Raw genomic sequence first — 18317 nt, 5'->3', positions numbered from 1 at the left:
GCCGGCACCGTTCCATCATCCCTTCACGCACAGCACCTGGCGCAGCGTGTGCACCACGTCGACCAGGTCGAGCTGCGCCGCCATCACGTCGTCGATCGACTTGTACGCGGCCGGCGATTCATCCAGCACGCCGCTGTCCTTGCGGCATTCCACATGCGCGGTGGCCTCGCGGTGCTGGGCCAGCGTGATCTGCTGCCGCGCAGTGCCACGGCTCATCACCCGGCCGGCACCGTGGCTACAGCTGTGGAAGCTGTCCGCGTTGCCCTTGCCACGCACGATGTAGCTGCGCGTGCCCATGCTGCCGGGAATGATGCCCAGCTCGCCCTCGCGGGCACTCACTGCACCCTTGCGCGTAACGAGCAGCTCCTGGCCGTGGTGCGTCTCCTTCTGCACGTAGTTGTGGTGGCAGTTCACCGCCATCGCCGCCAGCTGGAACTTCGGCAGCCGGTGGCGCATCTCGGCCAGCACCCGCGACATCATTGCCTCGCGGTTCTGCCGGGCGTAGTCCTGCGCCCACGACACTGCTTCGACGTAGTCATCGAACAGCGGCTCGCCTTCCATGAAGAACGCCAGGTCCTTGTCCGGCAGGTGGAAGCCGAGCACACGGCGCGCAAGCTCTTCGCGCGCCTTCTCGATGAAGTAGGTGCCGATCAGGTTGCCGGTGCCGCGAGAACCGCTGTGCAGCATCACCCACACCGTGTCCGTCTCGTCCAGGCACAGTTCGATGAAGTGGTTGCCGCCGCCCAGCGTACCCAGCTGGCGGTCCAGCTTGTCGGTGCGGATTCTGCGGTGCTTGTCCTTGATCTTCTCCAGACCGGCGGCCAGCCCGGACTGCACCAGCCGCGTGTGGATGCTGTCGGGCATGCGGTGGTGCTCGCCGCCACGGCCGTTGCCGACCGGGATGCTGCGCTCGATGCTGGTGCGCAGCTGCCGCAGGTCATCGGGCAGGTCGTTGGCACGCAGCGTGGTACGCACCGCCGCCATGCCGCAGCCGATGTCGACGCCGACCGCGGCCGGGATGATCGCACCGCGGGTCGGGATCACCGAGCCCACGGTCGCGCCCTTGCCCAGGTGCACGTCCGGCATCACTGCCACCCACGGCCCAACGAACGGGATCGCGGCGATGTTGCGCAGCTGCTCATGCGCCTGCGCTTCCAGCGGCACACCGTTGACCCAGCCCTTGATCGGCGTGGTGCCCTCGGCGTGCAGCCATTGATAGTTGTGTTGAGTGTCCATGTCTTCGTGTTTGTCCTTGATGGGCCGGCGGCGCGTCCCTGCGCCGCCGCGACCCCCTACCTGATCGTCACCAGCTGCTTCAGCACGCCATCCAGGCCGCCGAACACGGTGAGCTTGTCGATCTTCTCGGTGACCTTCTCCAGTGCCTCCAGCTCCTTCAAGCGCATCAGCACCGGGTTGTCCTCGATCAGCTTTGCGGTGTTGAGCTGCGAACGCGTGGCGTTGGCCTCCTCGCGACGGCGGATCACGCTGGCCTGGGCCTGCTTCTCGGCCAGCACCACACCGTTGAGGATCTCCTTCATCTCACCCGGCAGGATCACGTCCTTGATGCCCACGCCGAGCAGCCGCACGCCGTGGCCCTCGATCGCTGCCTGCACATGCGCGGCGATCTCGCCGTCCAGTGCGGCCTTGTCGCCCAGCAGCTCGTCCAGGCTGCGCGCGGCAATCGCCTGGCGCAGGCCGAACTGCAGCTGCCGGTAGACGAACTCATCGGCATTGCTGAGCGTGCGGTGCGCACGCACCGGGTCGACCACCTGCACGGTCGCGGCCAGGTTCACCCGCAGGGTCACCTTGTCGCGGCTGAGCAGTTCCTGGCCGGACACGTCCAGCGAACGCGCACGCAGCTCCACACGCTCCACCGACACGTTGCCGTTGAAGTTCCAGAACGCGTGCAGGCCGGCGTCCAGCGTCTGTCGCAGCGTGCCATCGATGAACAGCAGGCCGACCGACTCGCTCGGCACGGTGCTGATCACTGCCACACGCGGCAGCACGCCCAACTGGCCCAGGCGCTGCTGCACGTCCGCCGGAATGCGCGGCTCGTCACCCAGCGCCATCACGCGCACCTGGGTGTCGACCGAACCCCGCCAGTACAGACGGCGGCTGCCCGGCGGCAGCACTTCATCGATGCGGCCGTTGCGCAGCAACAGGCCGACCTCGCTGGCGCCGACGTTGGCCAGCACGAAGTGCGTGTCCAGCTCGGTGCCCAGCGCCTCGATCAGGCTGTCCTGGTCGCTGCCGGTATAGGCCGCGCCCTTCGATGCGGTGTGGATGTCCACGTGCGGGCGGCCGCCGAACGGCGACAGGCGGTGCACGCCCGGCAGCAGGATCTGCTGGAAACGACGGTTGCGATACACCAGGCCGCGCTCGCCGTCGCCGATCACGACCTTGATGGTCCAGAACATGGGAGTCTCTCCTTGTATGGCTCTGGTGGTTCGACCCGATGGGAATGAATCGCCATGACCCGGGTCGATCAGGTCGTGGCGAGGCCGCCTGCACACCACGTGCAGGCAGCGGAAGAGGGCGGCCATCGGCGGGCGGTCCGCGCGCGGAGCCTTCGGTGCACCGGCACGGCTGCCATCGTCGTTCCCGGCAGGCAGCACCGGTGCGGAACGTGGCTGGCAGTGGCGGCGGGCCGGGGCCCGGCGTGCGGTCCGTTGCCTTCCACGTTCCTGCCCGAAGGCGTTGTCCGTGGACGGCGACGATGGCCGCTGGGGCTTGCGCCCCGGGTGTTGCTTCAAGTCATGACGTGACAGGTCATGTGGTTTGGAGTGGGAATCGAACCCACGACAGACGGAATCAGGATCCGTTGCTCTACCCGACTGAGCTATCCAGTGGTGAACCGCGCGGAATCGAACCGCGTACCGGCGAACCGGTGCCTGCCTCCAGCAGGCGATCCAGGCGATGGCATGTCCGCGACCTCCGGCATACGCCACGGCAACGCCGCGCGCACCAGCCCGTGGTGGAAACGGGACCGTTGGAGAATCGAGGGTGCAGGCCACCGACATTATCGCGAGCGATAATGTTTGGGTGCGATGCAGATAATGTCCAGGCGCTGCCACTCGCGCGAAGTAAATCCTTCGGCGGGGCGGAAAAGCCTGGGTCAGTGAGCGGCGGGTTGCCGCGCGGGGTGCAGTTCTGGCATCGCGGGTCCTTGTGCCGACGCAAACGAAAACGCCCCCGGGACTTGCGTTCCGAGGGCGTCGTCAGGCCTCGGAGATCGGGGTGGCCGATCTCCGCAGGGCGGGTATCAGGCCGTTGTCAGCTGGTCTTCCTTGCCGAACGCGCGCGCCAGCACGTCCATGCGCAGGCATGGCAGCAGTTTGGCGATGGCGACGGAATGCGCGTTCAAGGGAAGTTTCCAGTGGTTGTTGAAACGAGGTGCGCACGATAAACCACGATTTACTCGCGCGCAACCATTTTGTTCAATTATTTTCTTCTTTACCGCGCAATGCCGGCCAGCGGCCGGCACTACCGGGTCTCAAGCTTCCGTGCTGGCGGCATCCAGCTGCGCGACATCCTGCACGCTCAGCGACACGTTGGCTGCGGCCAGCAGATCGTGCAGCTGCTCGACGCTGGTGGCGCTGACGATCGGCGCGGTGATTGACGGCCGTGCGATCTGCCATGCCAGTGCGATCTGCGCGGCACTGGCGTTGTGCTTGCTGGCCACGTCATCCAGTGCCTGCAGGATGCGCAGGCCACGCGGATTCAGATAGCGCTTCACCACGTTCTCGCCACGCGCCGGGCTCTTGGCCGCATCGGCCGGCGTGCGGTATTTGCCGCTGAGGAAGCCACTGGCCAGCGCGTAGTAGCCGATCACCCCGATCTGTTCGCGCTGCACCAGCGGTTCCAGTTCCTTTTCGTAGCCGGCGCGGTCATACAAGTTGTACTCCGGCTGCAGGGTTTCGTAGCGTGGCAGTTTGTAGTCGGTGGATACCTTCAGCGCATCGGCCAGGCGCGTGGCGCTGTAGTTGGAGGCACCGATCGCACGCACCTTGCCGGCTTCGATCAGCCGGCCGAATGCGGCCAGGGTCGCTTCCAGCGGCGTTGACTCGTCATCCTCGTGGGCCTGGTACAGATCGATCACGTCGGTCTGCAGGCGGCGCAGCGAATCTTCCACCGCGGCGTTGATGTTGTCCGGGGTCAGGCCGGGGCGCTCGGCCCACTTGGCCACCTTGGTCGCCAGCACCACCTTGTCGCGCTTGCCGCTGCGGGCAAACCACTTGCCGATCAGCGTTTCCGATTCGCCGCCGGCATTGCCCGGCACCCAGGCCGAATACACATCGGCGGTGTCGACCAGGTTGAAGCCGGCATCGACGAAGGCATCGAGCAGGGCGAAGCTGGCCTTCTCATCGGCGCTCCAGCCGAACACGTTGCCACCGAAGGCGAGCGGACGTACATGCAGGCCGGAACGGCCCAGTTCGCGGGTTGCCGTCATGGGCACGGACTCCTTGGGGGAAGTGTTCCAGAATAGAACGCGTTGTGTGACCGTGCTGCGGCGGTGACCACAAAACAGTGTTCCGCGATACGCACGCAGCTAACGTTTTGTGAACACCTGGGACGCCGCGGCTGCTAGTCTCGCCGCATCTTCCGCTGGAGTCGCTCCGATGATGCCTGCTTCGTCCCTGCGTGGTTGCCGCCTGCTGCTTGCTTCGGCCCTGCTTACCGCTGTTCCCGCGTTCGCCGCACCGGCCACGGTGGCACCGGCGAAGATCCAGGTGTCACCGGCCATCGATGCGGCGGTGAAGGCGTCGACCCGTGATGCCAACAACGTCAAGCGCGATGGCTTCCGTCATCCGGCGCAGACGCTGTCGTTCTTCAAGGTGACGCCGGAAAAGACCGTCATCGAGATCACCCCCGGCAACGGCTGGTACTCGGAGATCCTGGCGCCGCTGCTGCACGACAGGGGCCACTACGTTGCTGCGGTGGTCGATCCGACGGCCGTTGCCGAAGGGCGCGGCCGTGACTACCAGCAGCGCAGCCGCGACAGCCTGGAAAAGAAGTACGCCGGTGCGCCGGCACAGTTCGGCAAGACCGCCGTGGTCGCCTACGATCCGGCCAAGCCGGTGTTCGGCCCGGCCAGTTCAGCCGACGTGGTGCTGACCTTCCGCAACGTGCACAACTGGCGCAAGGCCGGCCAGGCGCAGGGCATGTTCCAGGGCTTCTTCAACGTGCTCAAGCCGGGCGGCGTGCTGGGTGTGGTTGAGCACCGCGCCAAGGCCGACGTGGCCGATGACGATGACACCGGCTATGTCGGCCAGCAGCAGGTGATTGCAATGGCCGAAGCCGCCGGCTTCAAGCTGGACGCGCGCAGCGAGGTCAACGCCAACCCGCGCGACACCAAGGACCACCCGAACGGCGTGTGGACGCTGCCGCCGACCAACCAGCACGACAAGGCAGATGATGCGAAGTACCAGGCCATTGGCGAAAGCGACCGCATGACCCTGCGCTTCATCAAGCCGTAAGAGGGGTGCCGGGCTGGCGCATGTTGACTCTGTAGAGCCGAAGGCAGCGGCAGGAGCCGCTGCCAACGTCGCGTGCGACGGCCCGAAGGGTGCCGGTCAGGACGGCCGGCATCGTCCCTGCTCGGCTCATCGCGCGTAGCGCGGCGCATGGCTGGTCCCAAGACCGGCCATGCGCCGGAATTCGATCGTATGCAAGGACATGAATTGTTGAAGAAGGTCTTTTACATCGCTGTCGCGGTGCTGGTGCTGGGGCGGTTGATCGATTTTGTGTTCTACGGTGGTCATGCCCACGATCTGATGGCGACGGTAGGGTTTGCCGTGCTGTTCGCGGGTGCCATTCTGGAGGAACGTTCGCGCAAGGCCGACCCGCCGGCCGCAGGCCTGCGGCGCCGGGCCAATGTCATCGCCGCGTGCGGCATCGCACTGGTGCTGGGCTCGTTCCTGCTGGAATGGAAGGTTTTCGGCTGAGCCGGCCGAGATTGGGGCGGCAGGAAAGCGCAGCCGCAACCACGCTCACCGCGCGCAGCGCAACGTATGGCTGGCCCCAGGTCCGGCCATGCGCCGGAGTCCAATCGAATTCAAGGACATGGACCGTTGAAGAAGGTGCTGTATATCGTCATCGCGGTGCTGGTGCTGCCGAGGCTGTATGACTTTGTGTACCACGGTGGGCATGCTTACGACCTGCTGGGAGCGACGGGTTTTGCGGTGCTGTTCTTTGGCGGGGTGCTGGACGAACGCGCCCGCATGACCTGTCCGCCACCCGCGGCCCTGCGTCGCCGGGCCAATGTCGTCACGGCATGCGGTTTCGTGTTGGTGCTGGGGTCGTTCCTGCTGCAGTGGAAGGTATTCGGCTGAGCCCTTCGTGTTCGTGGTCGCAGGAAAGCGCAGCCGGGCATGGGCTATGCCGGCCGACTTGACCGGCACCTTTCGAGCCGCCGCAAGCGGCATGGGACAATGCCCCACCCGCCGCCTGCCGTGCCCGCAATGCTGATCGCCTTCAACAAGCCCTTCAACGTGCTCTGCCAGTTCACCGACCGCAGCGTGCCGCCGCGGCCGACCCTGGCCGGGTTCGGCCTGCCGCCGCGCGTGTATGCCGCCGGTCGCCTGGACCATGACAGCGAAGGCCTGCTGCTGCTGACCGACAACGGTACGCTGGCGCACAAGCTGACCGACCCGAAGCACAAGGCTGACAAGACCTACTGGGTGCAGGTGGAAGGCATGCCCAGCGACGAACAGCTGCAACAGCTGCGCGACGGCGTGGTGCTCAATGACGGGCCGACCCTGCCGGCGAAGATCGAGCGCCTCGATCCGGCGCCGTCGCTGTGGACACGCGATCCGCCGGTGCGCTTCCGCAAGACCGTGCCTGACAGCTGGTTGGCGATCACGATCCGGGAAGGCCGCAACCGGCAGGTCCGGCGGATGACCGCGGCGGTGAGCCTGCCGACGCTGCGGCTGGTCCGCGTGTCGATGGGGCCTTACCGGCTGGACGACCTGCAGCCGGGGCAGTGGCGGCAGATCGGTTGATGCAGAAAGGGCCGGATACCTTCCGGTGTCCGGCCCTCATGTAGTGCCTTGGGGTCAGAGTCCTTCCTGTGGAAAGGATCCGACCCCGGCAGGCTCAGGCGTCGCTGCCGATATCGCTGTGCTCGTCCACCACGGTGTCGTTGCGGCGGTCACGTGCGTTGATCCGCTGCGCCTGCCCATTCACCACGTGGCCATTGGCGGCCTTCTTCTTCTGCTGCTTGCGGTACAGCGCGTAGCCGAGCAGGCCTACACCGACCGCAGCGGCGGCCACGGCCACTGCCGGATTGCGGCGCACGAACTTGGTTGCGGCCTTGCCGCCGGTCTTCACTGCGCCGATGGCGGCGCCGGTCTTGATCCAGTCCGCATTGCGCAGGCTGCCACCGGCGCTCTTCAGGCCATCGCCAGCGGTGTGGGCCAGCTCCAGGGCGCGCTCCAGAGCGCGGTCGGTGATTACGGTCAGCTTGCTCATGCGGGGGTCCTTTGCCTCGGGTCGAAGTCCAGTGTCGCGTGTTGCCCGTAAACGGTATGTCAGTCGAGGTCACACGTGGCGTGACTTTACCGCAGCCATTCAGGATCAGGCAGGGTCCGCAGCCGGCCCCACCGGTCAGGTCCCGCGCGGCTTGGCCCGATGGGTGGCCGTCGCCGTCCACGGGTCATCCGGCCACGGATGGCGCGGGTAGCGGCCCTTCATTTCCTTTTTCACTTCCGCGTAGGTGTTTTCCCAGAAATTGCGCAGGTCCTGGGTGACCTGCAGCGGGCGGCCACCGGGCGAGAGCAGGTGCAGGGTAAGCGGCACGCGGCCGTCGGCGATGCGCGGGGTGTCAGCCAGGCCGAACAGTTCCTGCAGCTTCACCGCCAGCACCGGCGGCAGCGGTTCGCCGCTCTCGCTGTCCAGCGCATAGGTGATCGGCCGCTCCAGCCCGGACGGCACGGTGATGCGGGTCGGCGCATGACGCTCGACCAGCTGACGCTGTGACCACTCCAGAGGCGACTTCAGCGCTTCGCCGAAGCTGGACTCGTCCAGCGCATCCAGGCGGCTCTTGCCGGCGAACGCGGGCTGCAGCCATTGCGCACGCGTGGCCAGCAGGGCGTCGTCGCTGCAGTCGGGCAGGCCGAGTTCGGGCATCCAGCGCCGCAGCGACTCCACGCGTGCCTGCCATTGGCGCAGGCCTTCGGTCCACGGCAGCGCCTGCAGGCCGAGTTCGGCCACCGCGTCGGTCAGCGCCTGTGCGGCGTGCTGCGGATCAACCCGCCCGGCCGAGCGGCTGTCCAGCACGATGCGGTCGAAACGGGTCTCGCGCAGTGCCACCAGGGCGCGACGCTCGCTGTCCCAGCGCACCACATCCTCGGTCACGAAGCGCTCCGGCCACGCCTTGCGCAGCTGGCCCTCGTCCACCGGTGCGGCACGCAGCAGCAGCGCGTCGCGTGCCTCGAAGCGCAGTTCACTGGCTACCAGCCACGGCTCGCCGCGCAGGTCGCTCAGATCGTGCAGGCGTGCGCTGCGACCGTTGGCCAGCAGGTAGCGCAGTGGGTCGCTGGGGTGCTGGACACCGATGCGGTCGGGGAAGGCGTGTGCGAGCAGGTCACCGAGTTCATGGGCTTCGATGCTGGCCGGCGGTGCGGCATCGCAGCGCAGGCGGCGACGCCACTGTTTGGCGGCGGCATCAATCGCGGCCAGGCCGCTGCGGTTGGCGTCGCCCGGTGCGCGGCCATTGCGGAACGCCGCCAGCGCACGCCAACGCGCCGCCAGCGCGTCACCGCCCTGGCGCAGCGGGTCGCGCGCCTCCAGCAGGGCGGCCAGGTCGGCGGCCAGGGCTTGCGCACGTGCACCGGGCGCCGCCAGCAGCATCGCCGCCATCCGCGGATGCGTACCCAGCGCCAGCACGCGCCGGCCAAGTGCGGTGATCGCGCCGCTGCTGGACAGCGCGCCGAGCCGCTGCAGCAGTTCGCGGGCGGCACCCATCGGGCCGGCCGGTGGCGGATCGAGGAAGCGCAGGTCGCTGCTGCCCCAGGCGGCCAGTTCCAGCGCCAGTCCGGCCAGCTCGACCTGATCGATCTCGGCGCGGCGCTGCGGCTCCAGCCGCTGCGACTGCGGCCACAGCCGCCAGGCCACGCCTTCGGCCACGCGACCGGCGCGACCGGCGCGCTGGTCGGCCGACGCCTGCGCGATGGCCACCACGTCCAGCCGGGTGAAGCCACTGTTGGGGTCGTAGCGCGGTTCGCGCGCCTGGCCGCTGTCGATCACCACGCGCACGCCCGGCAGCGTCACCGAGGACTCGGCCACGTTGGTGGCCAGCACCACGCGCCGACGACCATCACTGGCCGCCTGCAGGACCCGCGCCTGCTGCTCCACCGGCAGTTCACCGTGCAGGGCCAGCACTTCAACACCCGCATCCAGCGATTCCTGGAGCCCGGCCTGCACCCGCGCGATCTCGCGCTGGCCGGGCAGGAATACCAGCAGGTCACCCGGGTGCTCGGCCAATGCCTGCTGCACCGCGCGGCGAACCTGCAGTTCCAGCGCCTCATCGCGGCGCGCCGGGAAATGGCTGACCGTCACCGGGTAGCTGCGGCCTTCGCTGCTCAGCCGCGGCGCATCAAGGAAGCGGGCAAGTCGCTCGCCATCCAGCGTGGCCGACATCACCACCAGGCGCAGGTCGTCGCGTAGCTGCGCCTGCACGTCCAGCGCCAGTGCCAGGCCGAGATCACCGCTGAGGTGGCGTTCGTGGAATTCGTCGAACAGGATCGCGCCGACCTCTTCCAGCATCGGGTCGTCCTGCAGCATGCGGGTCAGGATGCCTTCGGTAACCACCTCGATGCGGGTGCGCGACGAGACCTTGTTCTCGAAGCGGATGCGGTAGCCGACGGTGCCGCCCACCTCTTCGCCCAGCTGCCGCGCCATGAACAGCGCGGCGCTGCGTGCGGCGACCCGGCGCGGTTCCAGCAGGATGATCTTCCGCCCCTGCAGCCACGGTGCATCGAGCAGCGCCAGCGGCACCTGGGTGGTCTTGCCGGCGCCGGGCGGTGCCTCCAGCACCAGTCGTGGCTGCGCGGCGAGGTGCTGCTGGATCTGCGGCAGCAGCGGGGAAATCGGGAAGAGCGGGGCGTTCATGTGCAAAGGATAAAGGGCCATGGCAGCCGCAGGTACAATGCGCGGGCACTTTTCCCCCGCGATGACCATGCACCTGATCGATATCGGCGCCAACCTGACCCACGACTCCTTCGACCGCGACCGCGATGCCGTGCTGGACCGCGCGCGCCAGGCCGGCGTGGTGCAGATGGTCATTACCGGCGCCAGCCGCGAGCACTCGCCGCTGGCCGTGCAGCTGGCGCAGCAGCATCCTGGTTTCCTGTATGCGACCGCCGGCGTGCACCCGCACCATGCGGTGGAATACACCGAGGAATGCGACGCCGAGATGCGCGCGCTGCATGCCCACCCGGAAGTGGTGGCGGTGGGCGAGTGCGGGCTGGACTACTTCCGTGACTTCTCGCCGCGCCCGGCCCAGCACCGCGCGTTCGAGCGCCAGCTGCAGCTGGCCGCAGACAATGGCAAGCCGCTGTTCCTGCACCAGCGCGACGCGCATGCCGATTTCATGGCACAGATGAAGAACTTCGAAGGCCGTGTCGGCCCGGCGGTGGTGCATTGCTTCACCGGTGAGCGTGACGAGCTGTTCGATTACCTGGACCAGGACTGGTACATCGGCATCACCGGCTGGCTGTGCGACGAGCGCCGTGGCGCGCACCTGCGCGAACTGGTGAAGAACATCCCGGCCAACCGCTTGATGATCGAGACCGACGCGCCGTACCTGCTGCCGCGCACGCTGAAGCCGATGCCGAAGGACCGCCGCAACGAACCGATGTTCCTCTCGCACATCGTGGAAGAGCTGGCGCGCGACCGTGGTGAAGACGTGGCGGTGACCGCCGCGAATGCAACTGCCGCGACGCGTACGTTCTTCCGCCTGCCGGACGCGGGTTGATCAGGTAGTGCCGGCCGCTGGCCGGCAGCAGCATGAACGCCGCAAACATCGCGCGGTTGCCGGCCAGCGGCCGGCACTACCGGAGCAGGTCGCGCAGGCCCTCACGGTAGCTGGGGAAGCGCGGCTCCCAGCCCAGCGCCTCGCGCGTACCGGTGCTGTCGATGCGCTTGTTGCTCTCGTAGAAGCGCCGCAGCGTCGGGCTGAGTGCAGGGTCGTCCCATGCCACTGCAGGTGGCATCGCAAAGCCGCCCAGCTGCGCGGCGAAGGCCAGTACCTCCTGCGATGGTGCCGGCTCGTCATCGGCTGGCAGATACAGCCCATCCACGCACGGCCGCTGCATCGATGCGATAACGACCGTTGCCAGGTCATCCACGTGCAGGCGGTTGAACACCAACCCTGGACGCACTACGTGGCGCGCACGTCCCTGTGCCAGCTGCAGCAGCGCATTGCGTCCCGGCCCGTACAGGCCGGGCAGGCGGAATACCGCCGAGGCGATACCGCGCTGCTCCGCCAGCGCACGCCACTGGTCCTCGGCGCGTCTGCGTTGCATGCCGGTCGTTTCAGTGGCATCGGCCACGCTGGTTGCGTTGATCCAGCCGCCGGCCCGATCGGCATAGACCGACGTGGATGACAGATAGCCCACCCAGTGAAGTGCTGGACTTTCCTGCAGTGCCGGCAGCAACAGACGCAGTGCCGGGTCACCCCCGGCATCGGGCGGCACGCTGCACAGCACGGCCTCGGCCTGCGCGATCTCACCGAGCAGAGCGGGCGATGGCGTGTCGTCGGCACGTAGCTGATGGCGCAGCAGGCCATCGTGCGGTGCTGATGCCAGGTCGCGCACCGTGCCGGCCACGTGTACGCCCAACGCCCGCAGATGCGTGGCCAGCACGCACCCGCTCCAGCCCATGCCGAGGATCAACACCCGCGCGGGCAGGGCGTTGGCCTGCGTCGTATCGCTCACGCGCTGCGCAGCGCCTGGTAGGCCTGCAGGCTGCTGTAGGCGACCTGCAGCAGCAAAGCTTCCTGGTCGGCCTTGCGCGCGCGCGCCAGCATGTCGCCGACGATCTGCTCGGCTTCCACCTGCTGGCCGGCTTCCAGGTCTCGCAGCATCGATGCCTTCAACGCAGAGCCCGCCTGGGTGAGGGTGCCGCGTGCGGTGTCCTGCGCGGCATCAGGAATCGGTTCACCGGCAGCCTCGGCCACGGCCAGGCACTCGTCGTACAGGCCACGCACGATCGCCTCGCCATCATCGGTGGCGACGATGCTGCCGATATCCGCGCGCAGCAGGCAGGTCGCGGCGGCCAGCGCGGTCAGGAAGGTGTACTTGATCCACTGTTCCTGGCCGATGTGCTCGCTGGCCAGGTGATCGAGGTTGGCCTGCGCGCAGGCGGCGGCGAAGGCACGCATGCGTTCTGAGATGGCACCGCCGTCGCGCTCGCCGAAGGTGAGCTTGGCCGGCTTGCCCAGGTGCAGCACGGCGCCGTCGGGGGCCTTGGTGGCGCTGATGAAGCATAGGCCACCGAGCACAGCGTCGCGGCCGAAGCGCAGGTCCAGCGCGTTGTAGTGATGCAGGCCGTTGAGGATCGGCAGCACGGTGGTGTTTGCGCCCACGGCCGGAGCGATGGCATCGATTGAGCTGTCCAGGTCGTAGGCCTTGCAGCTGAGGATGACCAGGTCGAACGGCTTCTGTGCGGCCAATGCGGGTAGCGCATCGGCGGTGACGTGCTGCACCGGGAAGCTGGCATCGCCGAGTGGGCTGCGGATGACCAGGCCGTCGCGGTCCAGCTGGGCGGCGCGTGCGGGGCGCACGAGGAAGGTCACATCTACGCCGGCCTGAGCCAGGCGACCGCCGAAGTAACCGCCGGTACCGCCGGCGCCGAGGATCAGGATGCGCATTGCACGTTCACCGTTTTCTGGGGAATCAGGAGTGCGATTGTGCCGGAGATTGCGGCCAACGGCGGAGCCCCTCGTGGTGGAAGAAGCACAAGCCGTGCCTGGTCGGGCGGTCCCGGTGCGCGGGGGGCGCCGCAAGTACGTCCGTGTAGCAACTGTGTTGCTGGAGAGTCTCAGGCCCGTCAGGTAAACGGGCACGGTAGTGCCGGCCGCTGGCCGGCAGCCTTTGGTCTTTCGCCCTGGCTCGCCTCAGGCGGGGACTAGCCCGCTTTCAGCGTCGCGCACACGGGCGTTGAGGATGACCAGCATCTTCCGCATCACTGCCACGATGGCCACCTTGCCTTCCTTGCCGCGGGCTCGTAGCGACTGGTAAAAATCGCGCAGCCGAGGTTCATGCCGCATGGCCGACATTGCCGCCATGTAGAGCACTTGCCGGATTTCGGCTCTTCCACCGTGGATGCTTCGTTTTCCTCTCATCGTGCCGCTGTCGTGGGACATCGGGGCTACCCCGACCAGGCTGGCGATGCGCTTGCCAGTGATCCTGCCAAGCTCTGGCAGATAGCTGGCTAGAACTGCCTGCAGCACAGGCCCTACGCCCTTCATCGACTTCAGCATCTTCAGTTGAGGCTGCTGACCAACCTGCTCGACGATCTGCTTGCCCAGACGCTCAACCAACGTTTGTAGGCGGGTGATGTTGCCCTGCAGTAGTCGGCGCAGTTCACGATCAAGCACCATTTCCTGCTGTTGCCGCGCGATGGTCAGGGCGTCTATCGCCTGCCGACGTGCCCGAACGAACTCCCGCATCTTCTGCTGCCAAGACTGCAGCGGCTGATAGGGAGGCAGCTTCACCAGGGCGGCCATCTGCGCCAACGCGTAGGCATCCAAACGGTCGGTTTTGGCAGTCTGACCCAACCCCTGAGCCAGTTTCCGGGCGCGCAAGGCATTGGCACGGGCCACCGGATGACCGGCCTTGTGCAGGAAATCCAGCACCGGCTGCTCATAGCCACCCGTGGCTTCAAGCACGATCTGGCGGGTCGGACGCTTCTTCAGCCAAACATCCAGTTCAGAAAACCCGGAGCGGTTGTTGCTGACCTGCAGGGTTTCTCCGTCCGTCGTACCGATATCCAGCTGACGCTTGCTGACATCAATCCCGATCCCGTTCATCACCTGACTCCGTATAGTCTGGAAGGGTCGAGAGCTCCCCCGCTTGCCCAGTCTTATCGCTTCGAGTGGTCGCTCCAGCAACTGTTCGGGCGGATCAAGGGAGATTCCGGCGTGGGCGCCAAGCTACATGGCGATCGTCGCGATCCTGGTTACGGATCGTCGAGATCTAGGCTCGCACGGCGGCCCACGCCGGCTCTCGACGCCTACGCTGCCAGATTCCGATCAGATAAGGCTTGGCCGCCGCATCCATGCGGCGGACACCCCCGCGCACCCGGACCGCCCGACCCCTGACAGTTTCCGGGTGCGGCCACCACGGAAGACAGATCAGGAGCGAAAGCGGGTCGCTCGCTGCGCTCGCTCGTGTGGAGCGGTGCTCAGGGCAGTTGTTCGCTGAAGTCTTCGGTGTAGCCCAATAGCAGTGTGGTGCGGGTGGCCAGCGTTGCAGCCAGTTGTGACCAGGTGTCGTGCGTTCCGGCCGCGTAGACGCGCTGCAGGTCCGCGACCAACGCGCTCGCCTCTGCAGGCGACGGTGCGCGGTCGCGCTGGAAGCCGAGCCACGACGCACCGAGTCCGAACAGGCGGTAGCCGTATCGCTGCTGAAGGTGCCGGATCAGGGCGTGGTTCTGGAAGAGGTCCCAGTCCGCGCTGAAGTAGCCGTTGGGCAGGGCGGCAATCAGCAGGTCATCGCGGGCCACGGGTACCTGCTGCACGCAGACCACGTCATCGATGATGAGATCCGGCTTCGCATTGGCGGCGACCAGCGCCTCGATGTCTTCGTCGCTGCACATCAACGTACCCGCCAGCGCTGTCCACTGCAGCCGATGCGTGGAATGCTCAAGCTGCGCGACGACGTGCGCCAGCAACCGCCCGCGTGCCGCCAACGCATCTTCCGGCGTCGCCGGGTCTTCGTCCTCGTACAGCGCGATGCGTTCGTCATCGGACGCGTGCATGCTGGTGTAGCGGCACTGGCCGACATCGTCGAGCGTGCATAGATAACGATGAAGGGGATCAGCCGCCTGCAGCGAGGCCAGGCAACCGAGCACCTCATCCAGCGTAGGCGAATCGCTCAGCAGGACGTGGCTGAACGCATCGATCGGACCATCCGACACGGCCTTGTCCAACGGAATGGAAGTGATCTTCATCGCCACAGCCTAGCCGTAATCCGAAACGAAAAGAGCCAAGCATCGGCTTGGCTCTACAGGAACGCTTCATCCACGCATGGCGTGGATCTACCGTGTCGACCAAGGTCGACACCTACCAGCAGCAGCGGAGAACGCTGTCCCGACAGATCGCAGAAACCTGTCGAAGGCGGGGTGGGTCCGGTTGCGGGGGCGTGAGCCGCATGGGCCCGAGGCATGCCTCGGGCGGGTTGGGCAGGACGCCCAACCCCGGTCTTGCCGTGTGCGCAGGACAGCGCACACGAGCAAGCGGCGACCGAGCTTACATGGGTGAGGGCGCTTTGCTTGCGAAGCATTGCTTCGCAAGCGCCCGAACGCACAGCCGCCAGCGGCTGGGCCGGGCCCCGGAGGGGGACTTGCAGCGTCCCCCGCAACCGGATCCACCCCGCCAACCCACGGAATGCCAGCTTTTGACGTTGCCGTAGAAGTTGACGTTGACGTTGATTCGGCGGGTGCAGGGCCGCAGGCCCTGCAGGCAACCCTCAGCTGCGCATGCCCACGCCACGGCGCAGCAGCCACAGCGCCAGCGCCGTCAGCACCACCACGAATCCGATCATCAGCCCGTAGGCCACCGGCAGCGGCACATCGCTGCTGCCCAGCAGGCCATAGCGGAATGCATTGACCATGTAGAAGATCGGATTCGCGTGCGTGGCGGCCTCGGCCCAGCCCGGCAGCAGCTTCACCGAATAGAACACGCCACCCAGGTAGGTCAGCGGGGTCAGGATGAAGGTCGGCACGATCGCCACGTCATCGAACTTCTTCGCATACACCGCGTTGATGAAACCGGCCAGCGAGAAGATCGTCGCACCCAGGATCACCGTGGTCAGCATCACCAGCGGGTGCGGGATGCGCACCGGGGTGAAGAACATCGCGATGATCAGCACGATCACGCCCACCATCAGGCCGCGCAGCACCGCACCGGCCACGTAGCCCCACAGGATCACCCAGTTCGGCATCGGGCTGACCAGCAGCTCTTCCACGTGGCGGCCGAACTTGGCGCCGAAGAACGAGGAGCTGATGTTGCCGTAGCTGTTCTGGATCACGCTCATCATCACCAGGCCCGGCACGATGAACTGCATGTAGGTGTAGCCGCCCATGTCCCCCACGCGCGACCCGATCAGGTTGCCGAAGATCAGGAAGTACAGGGTCATGGTGATCGCCGGCGGCACCAGGGTCTGGCCCCAGATGCGCATGATGCGGGCGACTTCGCGGCGCACGATGGTCATCAGTGCGACGCGGTTGCGCTGGCCGTCGGTCAGCTCGGTGGTGCTCATGCAGGCTTCTCCAGGTTGCCGGTGAGGCGCACGAACAGCTCCTCCAGGCGGTTGCTCTTGGTACGCATCGAACGCACACGGATACCGGACTCGTTGAGCGTGGCAAACACGCGGTTGAGGTCCATTGCGCGCGGCATGTCGATGTCCAGCGTGTGCGGGTCCGGTGCGGTCAGCGTCGCGCCCTCGATCACCGGCAGCTGCGCAGGCAGGTCACCGTCGATGTCCAGCAGGAAGCCTTCCACGTCCAGCTTGGCCAGCAGGGTGCGCATCGGCCCCTGCTCGACGATCTGGCCATGATTGATGATCGCCAGGTGGCGGCACAGGTACTCGGCTTCTTCCAGGTAGTGCGTGGTGAGGATGATCGTGGTGCCGGCGGCGTTGATCTCCTTCAGCACGCGCCACATGTCGCGGCGGATCTCGATGTCCACGCCGGCGGTCGGCTCGTCCAGGATCAGCAGGCGCGGGCGGGTCATCATCGCGCGGGCGATCATCAGCCGGCGCTTCATGCCACCGGACAGCGTACGGCTCATCACCTGTGCCTTTTCCCACAGGTGCGCCCGCTTCAGTTCCTCTTCGGCACGCTGCTCGGCTTCCTCGCGCGGCACGCCATAGAAACCGGCGTAGTTCACCAGGATGTCGAAGGGCTTTTCGAACAGGTTGAAGTTGATCTCCTGCGGCACCAGCCCGATCAGGCGCATGGTGGCGCTGCGGTTGCGCACCAGGTCGCTGCCGAACACTTCCACCTGGCCCTCGCTGAGGTTGACCAGGGAGCTGATGATGCCGATCAGGGTGGACTTGCCGGCACCGTTGGGGCCGAGCAGGGCGAAGAAGTCGCCCGGGGCCACTTCCAGGGAAACCCCCTTCAGGGCCTGGGTGCCGTTGTCATAGGTCTTGCGCAGGTCGCGCACGCGCAGGGCGGGCGCCGTATCGTTCTGGGATGCCAAGCTCGAAGCCTTCGCGCCCATGGGCTGGCGCTGGAGAGGGGCGGGGAGGGGCTATTATAGAAGACCCCGAGGGCTTGCCCCGGCTACACACTGTCCCGAAAAGTCGTGCCTGTTCAATTCCCCCTCAAGCTGGTCGGCTGCCGCATGCTGGCCCCGACCGTCGGCCACTACCAGTTCGTGCGTGACGATGGACAGCCGCTGGATTTCCAGCCCGGCCAGTTCATCCAGGTCCATTTCAGCTACGCCGACGGCACCGAAACCAAGCGCAGCTACTCGCTGGCGACCATCCACGACCACGCGCTGGGCCCGGGCGAGGCGGTGGATATCGCGGTCAGTTTCGTCCCCGGTGGCGCCGCCACGGCCCTGTTCGAGGCGCTGGAGCAGGGCGGCCAGATCAGTGCGTCCGGCCCCTATGGCCGGTTCTGCCTGAATCCCGGTGACCACAATGCCCGCTACCTGCTGATCGCCACCGGCACCGGCGTTACCCCGTACCGCTCGATGCTGCCGCTGCTGGAAAAGGCCATGGCCGAGCGCGGCGTGCAGATCGTGCTGCTGCAGGGCGCGCGCAGCCCGGGTGAGCTGCTGTACAGCGAAGATTTCTACAGCTTCGCCGAAAAGCACCCGAACTTCCGTTATGTTCCATGCCTGTCGCGCGAACTGCCGGCTGATCCGCACCCGGACGTGCAGCACGGCTACGTGCAGCAGGCGCTGGCCGGCTTCACCCCGGACCCGGCCACCGACATTGCCTACCTGTGCGGCAACCCGGACATGGTCGACGCCTGTGCCGAACTGCTGAAGGGCGCGGGGCTGGGCAACCCGCAGATCCGCCGCGAGAAGTACGTCAGCAGCAAGTAAGCCTGCGTAGTGCCGGCCGCTGGCCGGCAGCCCA

General features: G+C 66.8%; 17 protein-coding genes and 1 tRNA gene. 6 read left to right on the top strand and 12 right to left on the bottom strand.

What is annotated here, in order from left to right; translation table 11 throughout:
• Window positions 1-15: 15 nt before the first annotated feature.
• From ACZK4Z_RS21670 to ACZK4Z_RS21655, 4 genes are all read right to left on the bottom strand, one after another.
• Window positions 16-1236 (bottom strand): RtcB family protein, encoded by a 1221-nt coding sequence (locus ACZK4Z_RS21670; protein WP_125895747.1) that lies wholly within the window; start codon window positions 1234-1236, stop codon window positions 16-18.
• 56 nt (window positions 1237-1292) lie between these two features.
• Window positions 1293-2417 carry a slipin family protein gene (locus tag ACZK4Z_RS21665; RefSeq protein ID WP_049398660.1) on the bottom strand — a complete coding sequence of 375 codons (1125 nt, stop codon included), beginning with the start codon at window positions 2415-2417 and terminating at the stop codon, window positions 1293-1295.
• Between the two features lie 357 nt (window positions 2418-2774).
• Window positions 2775-2847 (bottom strand) — tRNA-Gln (locus tag ACZK4Z_RS21660).
• 646 nt (window positions 2848-3493) lie between these two features.
• Window positions 3494-4450, bottom strand: a complete 957-nt coding sequence (locus ACZK4Z_RS21655) for an aldo/keto reductase (RefSeq protein ID WP_049424161.1) — start codon at window positions 4448-4450, stop codon at window positions 3494-3496.
• 169 nt (window positions 4451-4619) lie between these two features.
• Between ACZK4Z_RS21655 and ACZK4Z_RS21650 the strand changes: the two genes are divergently transcribed.
• The 4 genes from ACZK4Z_RS21650 (at window position 4620) to ACZK4Z_RS21635 (ending at window position 7001) form a co-directional block, all read left to right on the top strand.
• Window positions 4620-5477, top strand: coding sequence for a class I SAM-dependent methyltransferase (locus tag ACZK4Z_RS21650; RefSeq protein ID WP_125895746.1), 858 nt, complete (start codon window positions 4620-4622; stop codon window positions 5475-5477).
• Window positions 5478-5624: 147 nt separating this feature from the next.
• Window positions 5625-5945, top strand: a complete 321-nt coding sequence (locus tag ACZK4Z_RS21645) for a hypothetical protein (RefSeq protein WP_258015832.1) — start codon at window positions 5625-5627, stop codon at window positions 5943-5945.
• A gap of 135 nt (window positions 5946-6080) precedes the next feature.
• Complete coding sequence (locus ACZK4Z_RS21640; protein WP_223224685.1) at window positions 6081-6332, top strand: hypothetical protein; 252 nt, start codon at window positions 6081-6083, stop codon at window positions 6330-6332.
• A 129-nt stretch (window positions 6333-6461) separates the two neighbouring features.
• The gene (locus tag ACZK4Z_RS21635; RefSeq protein WP_125895755.1) at window positions 6462-7001 is read left to right on the top strand and encodes a pseudouridine synthase; all 540 of its coding nucleotides are present in this window, start codon (window positions 6462-6464) and stop codon (window positions 6999-7001) included.
• 94 nt (window positions 7002-7095) lie between these two features.
• On the opposite strand, the gene ACZK4Z_RS21630 is transcribed toward ACZK4Z_RS21635, so the two are convergent.
• On the bottom strand, window positions 7096-7470 hold the full coding sequence (locus ACZK4Z_RS21630) for a hypothetical protein (protein ID WP_019336760.1): 375 nt from the start codon (window positions 7468-7470) through the stop codon (window positions 7096-7098).
• Between the two features lie 135 nt (window positions 7471-7605).
• Window positions 7606-10110: an ATP-dependent helicase HrpB gene (gene hrpB, locus ACZK4Z_RS21625; protein ID WP_125895745.1), complete on the bottom strand. Its 2505-nt coding sequence runs from the start codon at window positions 10108-10110 to the stop codon at window positions 7606-7608.
• A 67-nt stretch (window positions 10111-10177) separates the two neighbouring features.
• On the opposite strand from hrpB, the gene ACZK4Z_RS21620 reads away from it, so the two are divergent.
• Window positions 10178-10975 carry a TatD family hydrolase gene (locus ACZK4Z_RS21620; protein WP_125895754.1) on the top strand — a complete coding sequence of 266 codons (798 nt, stop codon included), beginning with the start codon at window positions 10178-10180 and terminating at the stop codon, window positions 10973-10975.
• Window positions 10976-11051: 76 nt separating this feature from the next.
• Here the strand turns inward: ACZK4Z_RS21620 and ACZK4Z_RS21615 are convergent, their stop codons facing one another.
• From ACZK4Z_RS21615 to ACZK4Z_RS21590, 6 genes are all read right to left on the bottom strand, one after another.
• Window positions 11052-11882 carry a Rossmann-fold NAD(P)-binding domain-containing protein gene (locus tag ACZK4Z_RS21615; protein WP_478451569.1) on the bottom strand — a complete coding sequence of 277 codons (831 nt, stop codon included), beginning with the start codon at window positions 11880-11882 and terminating at the stop codon, window positions 11052-11054.
• A gap of 50 nt (window positions 11883-11932) precedes the next feature.
• Window positions 11933-12871 carry a 2-dehydropantoate 2-reductase gene (panE, locus tag ACZK4Z_RS21610; RefSeq protein WP_125895743.1) on the bottom strand — a complete coding sequence of 313 codons (939 nt, stop codon included), beginning with the start codon at window positions 12869-12871 and terminating at the stop codon, window positions 11933-11935.
• 246 nt (window positions 12872-13117) lie between these two features.
• A complete protein-coding gene (locus tag ACZK4Z_RS21605; protein ID WP_197631883.1) occupies window positions 13118-14032 on the bottom strand; it encodes an IS110 family RNA-guided transposase in 915 nt (304 codons plus the stop codon).
• A gap of 374 nt (window positions 14033-14406) precedes the next feature.
• Window positions 14407-15174, bottom strand: a complete 768-nt coding sequence (locus ACZK4Z_RS21600; RefSeq protein ID WP_125896005.1) for a hypothetical protein — start codon at window positions 15172-15174, stop codon at window positions 14407-14409.
• A gap of 518 nt (window positions 15175-15692) precedes the next feature.
• Entirely contained in the window at window positions 15693-16484 is a 792-nt protein-coding gene (locus ACZK4Z_RS21595; RefSeq protein WP_010482250.1) for an ABC transporter permease, read from the bottom strand.
• Window positions 16481-17449, bottom strand: a complete 969-nt coding sequence (locus tag ACZK4Z_RS21590) for an ABC transporter ATP-binding protein (RefSeq protein WP_049400895.1) — start codon at window positions 17447-17449, stop codon at window positions 16481-16483. Before ACZK4Z_RS21590 ends, ACZK4Z_RS21595 begins: the two co-directional genes overlap by 4 nt.
• A gap of 84 nt (window positions 17450-17533) precedes the next feature.
• Here ACZK4Z_RS21590 and ACZK4Z_RS21585 point away from each other — a divergent pair, with 84 nt between their 5' ends.
• A complete protein-coding gene (locus tag ACZK4Z_RS21585) occupies window positions 17534-18283 on the top strand; it encodes a ferredoxin--NADP reductase (protein WP_080356485.1) in 750 nt (249 codons plus the stop codon).
• The last annotated feature ends 34 nt before the right edge of the window (window positions 18284-18317 follow it).

The sequence above is a fragment of the Stenotrophomonas sp. 71799_Sma genome, assembly GCF_056482505.1.
Note: the sequence above shows the minus strand (reverse complement) of the source record. Positions and strands in the feature narration are given on the sequence as shown.